This is a genomic window from Paenibacillus endoradicis, assembly GCF_024721975.1.
In genome coordinates this window covers 851,797-859,719 of record NZ_JANQBB010000003.1, presented here as the reverse complement: position 1 = coordinate 859,719, position 7,923 = coordinate 851,797, and the positions used below count along the sequence as shown (strand labels likewise).

The following is a 7,923-nucleotide window of genomic DNA, read 5'->3' as shown; positions in this document are numbered from 1 at the left end:
CGCCAAAAGCGAAGGCATGATTGATCTTATCCTTCTTTCCTTTTCCTATAATTTCAGTATAGGTATCCCGTGGAATTGAAACCAATAATACCTTTGATTCTTGAGGTCTTATCACCGCATAAATCATTGTATCTGAACGCGCCGTTTCATTTTCACGTTGGTCTGTACCTAATAGTAAAACAGAAAAAGGGTTCAGCGTTTCTGCTTTACTATAAGTTACATTTCCCTCCCCTTCTAGAGGTTTATATGACTTCTCCTCTAACGTGTTCACGACCTGATCTGATAGAAATATATTAAATGCAAGCATAGCCAAAGGTTTACGAAATGCAAAAACTCCTGATGCTATCAAGACTAGCACTATCGCTACTATGGAAATTTTTTCAACTCTCTTTTTCATTATTCTAGTTCCTACATACAGATTTCCATTAATCTATTCTTTTGTATCCACTCATATGACTTTGTCTTTAACGACATCATCGTTAATTTGCGTTACCTCTTTTAGGGTAAAGGTTGCTTCGGGTGGACTGAGAAAGAAACTTAATGAATGAATCTTTGTTTTGTGTTCTATTACATACTTTAGTTCCATTACTACGTCGGGTTCAATGGTAAAATGATTACGCATACGATTCATTTTAGACCGGTGTCCACTATCTGTAATGAGATATTGTTCTACTGCTTCTATTTTTTGTTTTTCTGTAAATTTCTCCATAAAAAAAGCACCTCCAAATGTTGGGTGCACTTCTTTTTTAAAGGGGCATTATTCAGCATTTTCTTCCTTAGTGTTCTGATTTAGCTTATCGGAAATAAACAGTTAAAATGTAGTGAATTTCACGCTTATTTTTCCGGTGAATAGATAGTATTACTGTCGCCATCAATAATTAAAACTGATTTCCCAGGTATTATCTCCCCGTGATAGTTAAATTCATCTTCTGAAAAATTTGTTACTGCACTTAATTCTTCACCATATGCTGTCATTTGAACGAGTTTATCATCTGATAAAATTCGAAAATCTGTCATTTCTTCCTTGATTGCTTTTTCACTGAACTTTGACCATACTTTAGAATGCTTAACTATTGTTTCTTTGTGTTTTTCCCACTCAACTTTATCTATATGATATAAAGGAGGGACATTATAAAGTATCTCATACAACATCCTATTTACTATTTCATCTTCAAATTTTAAGCTTCCCCATCCCCACCAATAACTTGTAATCACTGAATCGTTGTAAACCAACTTGTACAATGGGATCGTGTAATCTGTATCCAAAAATAACTTCTTATACTTTTCCTTTATAGGTATTTGTTTAGAGAATAATTCGGGTACTCCGCCAGTACTTGAATAGTATCTCCCTACATAATACTCACTTTCTTTGTTTTTGGCCATGTCCGCATCCATCCAAGAAAATGATGGTGTTTCTATTCCATGTGCAAAGGCAATAGTTTTGTTAGCAAAATCATTTCCTCCCTCAGTTCCAACGACCATATTCCATTCTTTTTGCAGATACTCCATTCTCTTAATTCTAGCTTGGATATCTTCATTTTCAGTAGTAATATGTTCTGGCGAATAATCATCATAGATCTCTCCAGTGCCATCTGTATCTAAAAACCATGAGTTAAACGCTATGCCAGTACTTAAAATCGTAGTTACTCTTTCTTCTACACTAGGCATTGCAAGTGTCGGATTCAATTTTCTACCTACACCCTGGAATCCTTCAATCTTGCTCCCATCTTTATTCGTTACAGTTGCATCCTCGTATAGTGAAGTATCTTTAAACTTGGCAGTTTCCCACTTCTCTTTACCTGGTTCATGGATTGAATGATACGAATCATATGTGCCAATTAAATACCCCAAATCTTCCGCTTTTTTTATTAACTCTGGCTTAATAAACCCTTCCTGCCAGTCGTCCAACCCAATCCACATATATTCTAACCCTGAATCCTTCATATCCTTTATCACATCTACGGTATTTGCAGCTGCCCACTCCTCTATTGGGTCAACTACATTTCCAAGCACGCTTTTTAACAATCTCTTATTTAAGTCAATTAATTCAACAGCATTTAATTTTGCTATTCCCCTGTCTAATAGCCCCTGCGTTTCTTTATCTAAATCAGTAAATATTTCCTGATTATAGAATTCTTTTAGTTGCATTACGGCACTTAGACCTTTTAGTATTCTATTCTTAGTGTAATTGTCTACATAATCTAAGTTATTCAAATCTTCTAAGCCCGATGAAAGTTCTGATCCATCCTCAACTTTAGTAGTTAATAACTCCTGAATCCATAATTTCAGTTTTTCAGGTAAACTTTCTTTCAGTTTTGCCCATTTTATATTTTCCTCTGAAATCACCGTTCTATCCCAAAAATAAACATGGGGTGCACCGTAAAGCTTTTCAATATTACTATTTTCTTCAGCCTTATCCGCCAAACTTTTGAAATCACCTTGTTCAATCAAATAGTTTTTATAGGTTTTTGCAACATCCACTGTATTTTTTTCAGTTAAATATATTCTAAATCCATATTCCTTCTCTTCATTAATCTGTGGAAACTCATGATTAAAAGCAAACTCAATACCATTTTCTGTATTAAAATCAATTTCACTATTATAAGGATTTCTAATTATATATACTAGCGAATACTCACTTTTATCAACTGCAAAAAATTGCATAGATAAAGCCTCAATAACCTTCATTTTTCCCTCATTTAAATAATCTGTCCAAATAGAATCATTGCTTGGAATATACTTGCCCTGATTAAACGGGAGCATATATCCATCACCGTTCACTTTTGGCCATATAAACGTGTTGTCTTCGACTTTACTTGATTTTATAGCTACATCTACATAATTTTCTTTTTTCTCGATATCAACGTCAATTCCCTGTTCCAAATAGCTCCAGCTAATGTTATCTCCACTGTCTTCTAAATTTGAAACTTTCATTCTCTCCAAGGGCTCCGATACTTTCTCGGTAATTCCATTGGACTCTACCTCAAGCGCTAGTGTCTCCGGATCTACACTAAAGTTAAAGTTTAAATTATTAATTTGTGAGATTTCCTCTTTACTTGGTATGATTTTTTCATTCATACACCCCGTAAGAACACTACTTGCCATTGCAACGATTAAAATGATTTTACTTATTTTCCTCATTTATCTTACCTCCTATTTTATAATAGACCCATTTTAAAACTCATTTTACAAATCACTAACCTATTTTTTATTCAAGCACAAAACCAAAATTTTGATTATGCAAATAGACTAACAATCACACCACTTTAAATAGAATAACCTGAGTATGTTACATGAATGTTACAAACAACTCTAACATAATATTTTAAATTCAAACCCGATATGATTGTACAAGATTCACTTAATTGAATATTAGCTTACGTTTAAACGTTATTTAATAAAACAAAGAACGGGCATCATCGACGCTCGTTCTTTGTTTTATTTTTTTACCCCGAACTACTGACTCATTTTAAGTAAAATTCATTTCAATAACTGCAAGAAATGTTACATTTGAGAACACGCAACTAAGTACAAGTCTTCGAAAAAAATGCTGTTTTTTCCTAAGTGTTACAAGAAAATCAAGCATTTTCTCCACTCAATTTCCTGTTTTAATATGTCGCGAAGCAGCAACTATCTACTCCACGACAAGATCAATAATTTCCTCAAGCTTAATCCAGCGTGTCTCGTCTTCCTGCACCAATTTCATTCGAGCTTGCAAAACATCAATACGCTGAACTTTTCCTGTTATCCATCGATCCTGGAACAAATCATAAATGCGAATACGAACAGTAGCCTTCTCATTCATCGCTTCGGCAAACTGATAAGAAAGTTCAACTAATCGTTGTTCATCAAAGTGTGGGCGTTCTTTCTGTTCCAAATTTTTATGAAATTCATTATAGGCTTCCTTATGTTCGGGTAGCATCATTCGTGATGACTCGAATAGACCATTCCCTGTTAATTTCAAACTCATTTGTAATGACCTCCTATTTTCCGTGCACGATCATGCACTTGACCTGCCTCCGTCAACGATGATGCTCGCATAATTGCTGTATTGCCATAACGAGCTTTAATCGAATCTGTCGTACGAGCGAGTGCAAGTCGTTCCTCACGATTATCAAATAACGTCATCTGATACTGTTCATCGCTAACAAATTGATTAAGCGTCACCCCAATACTGCGAATCGGTAAGCCATCCCAATGTTTCTCGAGTAATTCAAGTGCAACATGATACACATCATCCGTTAAATAAGTTGGATCATCTAGCTTTTTCTGACGATGGAATCCTGTAGGATAATCAAAGTCAGCCCCGTGGCAGCCTACTGACACAACAGAGCCCATGTAACCTTTCATTCGAGCACGTTGACATACAAGTTCCGTTAACTCAAGCAGTGGCACCTTGATCGCTTCCAACGTTTCATAATCAACAGGTAGCGTCATATGATGACCTATTCCTTTCTGCGCAATGTGTGTCATTGGAGAAACAGGTGAATCATCGACTCCATTTGCAATTCGCCATAGCACCTCACCGTTCACTCCAAAGCGGCGACGTAATGTAGCAAGCGGCGTGCGAGCTAGCTCCCCTATCGTATGAATGCCCATAACTTCAAGATGATGCTTCATCTTTCTGCCTACCATAAACATATTGCCAATCGGAAGCGACCATAGCACCTCTTCAATATGTGAAATAGGTAAACGAAATAGTCCTGATGCATTTTGTTTTGCAAAGTGATCACAAGCCATCTTACTTAATACTTTATTGCTACTTATACCAATTCGAATACGTACTCCTGTCTCTCGCATCACTTGTCGCTGAATCGTGTATGCCATTTGCTCAATGGTATGATAATTTTGTACACTGCCTGTCACATCAAGATGCTGTTCATCAATACTGTATGGCTCAACAAGATCTGTATAACTTTGATAGATCGCTGTAATTTGCAAAGATACTTTAATATACTCCTCCATACGAGGCCTAATAATAGCTACATTAGGACATTTGGCAATCGCGTCACCTAACGTCTCGGCAGTTTTGATGCCATACTGCTTTGCTATTGGACAAGCAGCTAATATAATACCTGAACGCCTTTCCGGATCACCCGCTACAACAAGTGGTCGACCCTCTAACTCAGGATGAGCAACTTTTTCTACCGTTGCATAGAAAGACTGACAGTCTGCTAACATAATGATGCGCTCTTGTTTCTTATGCGTCATCGCACTCGCCCCACAAATCATTTCGCTATTATATGTTCTGCTATATTATGCACACAACAGAACATATGTTCTTATTTATTATATACTCTTATTCTATTCGTTATGCAACTGAAATTTATGACAGTTCATCCAGTCCATAACAAAAAGGCATTCATCACCTGCTACATGCGAACATGCAGTGGGCAATGAATGCCTTTTCCTAGGGGTAGTTCAAAAACAGACTTTGATAACGATGCACTACTACGTAGCATATTCGACATCAAAAATGCAGCGAACTTACACTATTACAATAGCTTAGCGGAACATACTCCATAATTTCAATAAATGAAGCGTATTGTTTGGATCTATTTTTTGCGCTAACACGAACGTAACAATTTGTTCTTCCTGTGTTTCGGTTAGTTTTTCTTGCAAAATAGTTGCAGCAGATTTGGTCAGCTTACGAACCTTCAGTCGATCCTGCAAATCGTATTTGGTAGCATCACCAAGTAATTTGCGAAGACGTTCCTTTGTAGCTGGATTTTTCGCTTTAAACTTCACTCGCTCCACTAACTGCGGACTAATACCGAATTTTTGATAACTCATTGATCAGACACCTCCGTATAGGCAACTAGCTCTAATGAATTAACTATATGCAGGCGATCGCTAATAATTGCCTAATCTATTTGTTCTCCTTGAAATAAAGGATCATTTCGAAGCCATTCTATTAATCTAGCGTACGTAGAATCATGCCAAAAACTGTCGCGAGCCACGAGTTCAGTAGCATCTTCCCTAGCCTGCTCAAGTAATTCGTAGTCTGCAACCATATCAGCAAGCTTGAATTCTGGTAGACCACTTTGTTTTGTCCCAAAGAAGTCACCTGGACCTCGAAGTTCAAGATCACGACGCGCTACCTCGAAACCATCATTCGTGTCGGTCATAACCTTCATTCGTTCTCGACCTACTTCTGACTTGGGATCAGCAAGTAAAATACAATACGATTGATGCTCGCCACGCCCTACCCGGCCCCGAAGTTGATGCAATTGAGAAAGCCCAAATCGCTCAGCATCCATAATCATAATAATCGTAGCATTAGGAACATCTACGCCTACCTCAACAACAGTTGTTGCAACTAACACTTGTGATTCATTACTAGCAAAAGCACCCATCGACGCTTCTTTCTCAGCTGCACTCATACGACCATGTAACAGTCCTACTTGTAGATCGGGGAATGCCTGCTGCATCGTAATATGAACATCAATAACATTCTGCACTTCTAGCTTCTCAGATTCTTCAATGAGAGGACAGATGACATAAGCTTGACGACCAAGCGCTACTTGCTTGCGAATAAAGCCGTATGCGCGATCTAAAGCACTATGCTTAACCCAGAACGTCTCGATCGGTTTACGCCCTTGTGGACGCTCGCGAATCGTCGATACATCCATATCACCAAAGGCAGTTATAGCAAGCGTCCGCGGAATCGGAGTCGCCGTCATCGTTAGTACATCTGGATGAATCCCCTTCTGACGTAATATGCTCCGTTGATTAACACCAAAGCGATGCTGCTCATCGACTACGACAAGTCCTAACTTGCTAAAGAAAACATCCTCTTGTATAAGTGCATGTGTACCAACAACAACATCAATTAGCCCCATCTGCAGCGAGGCAAGCATATCACGACGTTTGCGCTCACCTAAACTTCCTGTTAACAGCCCTACTTGAATGTTCGTATTATCAAATAAACGCGTGAAGCTCTTCAAATGTTGCTCTGCTAATATCTCCGTAGGAACCATTAATGCACCTTGATACCCCGCCTTCACTGCACTATAGAGTGCAATCGCAGCAACTACCGTTTTACCAGAACCAACATCACCTTGCAGCAATCGATTCATTCCATAATTACGACGCATATCAACAGAAATTTCGTTAATCGCTTTCTTCTGACCGTCTGTAAGTTCAAATGGTAACGTCGCAGCAAATTCACGAATCCATTGACTGTCAATCTGCATAGCAATACCCGCCTGCCTCCGATGAGAAAGTGCACGATATGCCTGCAAACGAAGCTGGAATAAAAATAATTCCTCATACACCATTCGTCTTCGTGCTTCTTGCCCAGCGGCAAAATCACCAGGATGATGGATATGTGTAATAGCCTCTGCTCGATTCATCAAATTATATTTCTGGACGATTCCATAGGGAAGAATTTCTTCCACCATACTGCCATATTGTTCTAATGTCGCTGTAATTAATTTGCGAATCCATGGCTGTGTAATCTTTCCACCTACGGAATAAACAGGCTGCAATGTATCCATCTTTGCAGATGGTTTGACGGCATCAAGAAACTCAGATTCTGACACTGTTAATTGCAGACGAGACTGTTCCCATTTACCAGTTAACATAATTTCTCGATCGGGAATTAATCCTTCACGAAGAAAATGACGATTAAACCAAGTTGCAGTAATTAACTGAATACCGACTTGTATTTTACATGTTAGACGAGATTTTGACTTACCATAACGTTGTAATACAGGAACACCACGTACAGTTCCAATAACTGTAGCTTTTTCACCACTTTTTATTTCAGTCAAGTCACGTACACGATAATCTTCATATCGAAACGGAAAGTATAATATAATATCATTCGCAGTATATAGGCCAAAGGCGTGAAGCTCCTGTTCCTTAAGAGCACTCACGCCTTTCAACTGTTTAACTGGAATTTGATCAAGTTTGATCATT

General features: G+C 38.1%; 7 protein-coding genes. All 7 read right to left on the bottom strand.

From position 1 onward, the window contains the following. A partial coding sequence (locus NV377_RS14105; RefSeq protein WP_258201413.1) for an LCP family glycopolymer transferase occupies positions 1-397 on the bottom strand: 397 nt, incomplete at its 3' end. 51 nt (positions 398-448) lie between these two features. Then, a complete protein-coding gene (locus NV377_RS14100) occupies positions 449-709 on the bottom strand; it encodes a hypothetical protein (RefSeq protein WP_258199553.1) in 261 nt (86 codons plus the stop codon). Between the two features lie 125 nt (positions 710-834). Further along, the gene (locus NV377_RS14095) at positions 835-3,141 is read right to left on the bottom strand and encodes a glycoside hydrolase (protein ID WP_258199552.1); all 2,307 of its coding nucleotides are present in this window, start codon (positions 3,139-3,141) and stop codon (positions 835-837) included. A 493-nt stretch (positions 3,142-3,634) separates the two neighbouring features. Further along, positions 3,635-3,970 (bottom strand): YolD-like family protein, encoded by a 336-nt coding sequence (locus tag NV377_RS14090; RefSeq protein ID WP_258199551.1) that lies wholly within the window; start codon positions 3,968-3,970, stop codon positions 3,635-3,637. Then, positions 3,967-5,211: a DNA polymerase IV gene (locus tag NV377_RS14085; protein WP_258199550.1), complete on the bottom strand. Its 1,245-nt coding sequence runs from the start codon at positions 5,209-5,211 to the stop codon at positions 3,967-3,969. The genes NV377_RS14090 and NV377_RS14085 overlap by 4 nt, the downstream gene beginning before the upstream one ends. 294 nt (positions 5,212-5,505) lie before the next feature. Continuing rightward, on the bottom strand, positions 5,506-5,793 hold the full coding sequence (locus NV377_RS14080; protein WP_258199549.1) for a stage VI sporulation protein F: 288 nt from the start codon (positions 5,791-5,793) through the stop codon (positions 5,506-5,508). A 71-nt stretch (positions 5,794-5,864) separates the two neighbouring features. Beyond that, positions 5,865-7,922: an ATP-dependent DNA helicase RecG gene (recG, locus tag NV377_RS14075; protein ID WP_258199548.1), complete on the bottom strand. Its 2,058-nt coding sequence runs from the start codon at positions 7,920-7,922 to the stop codon at positions 5,865-5,867. Position 7,923 lies beyond the last annotated feature (1 nt).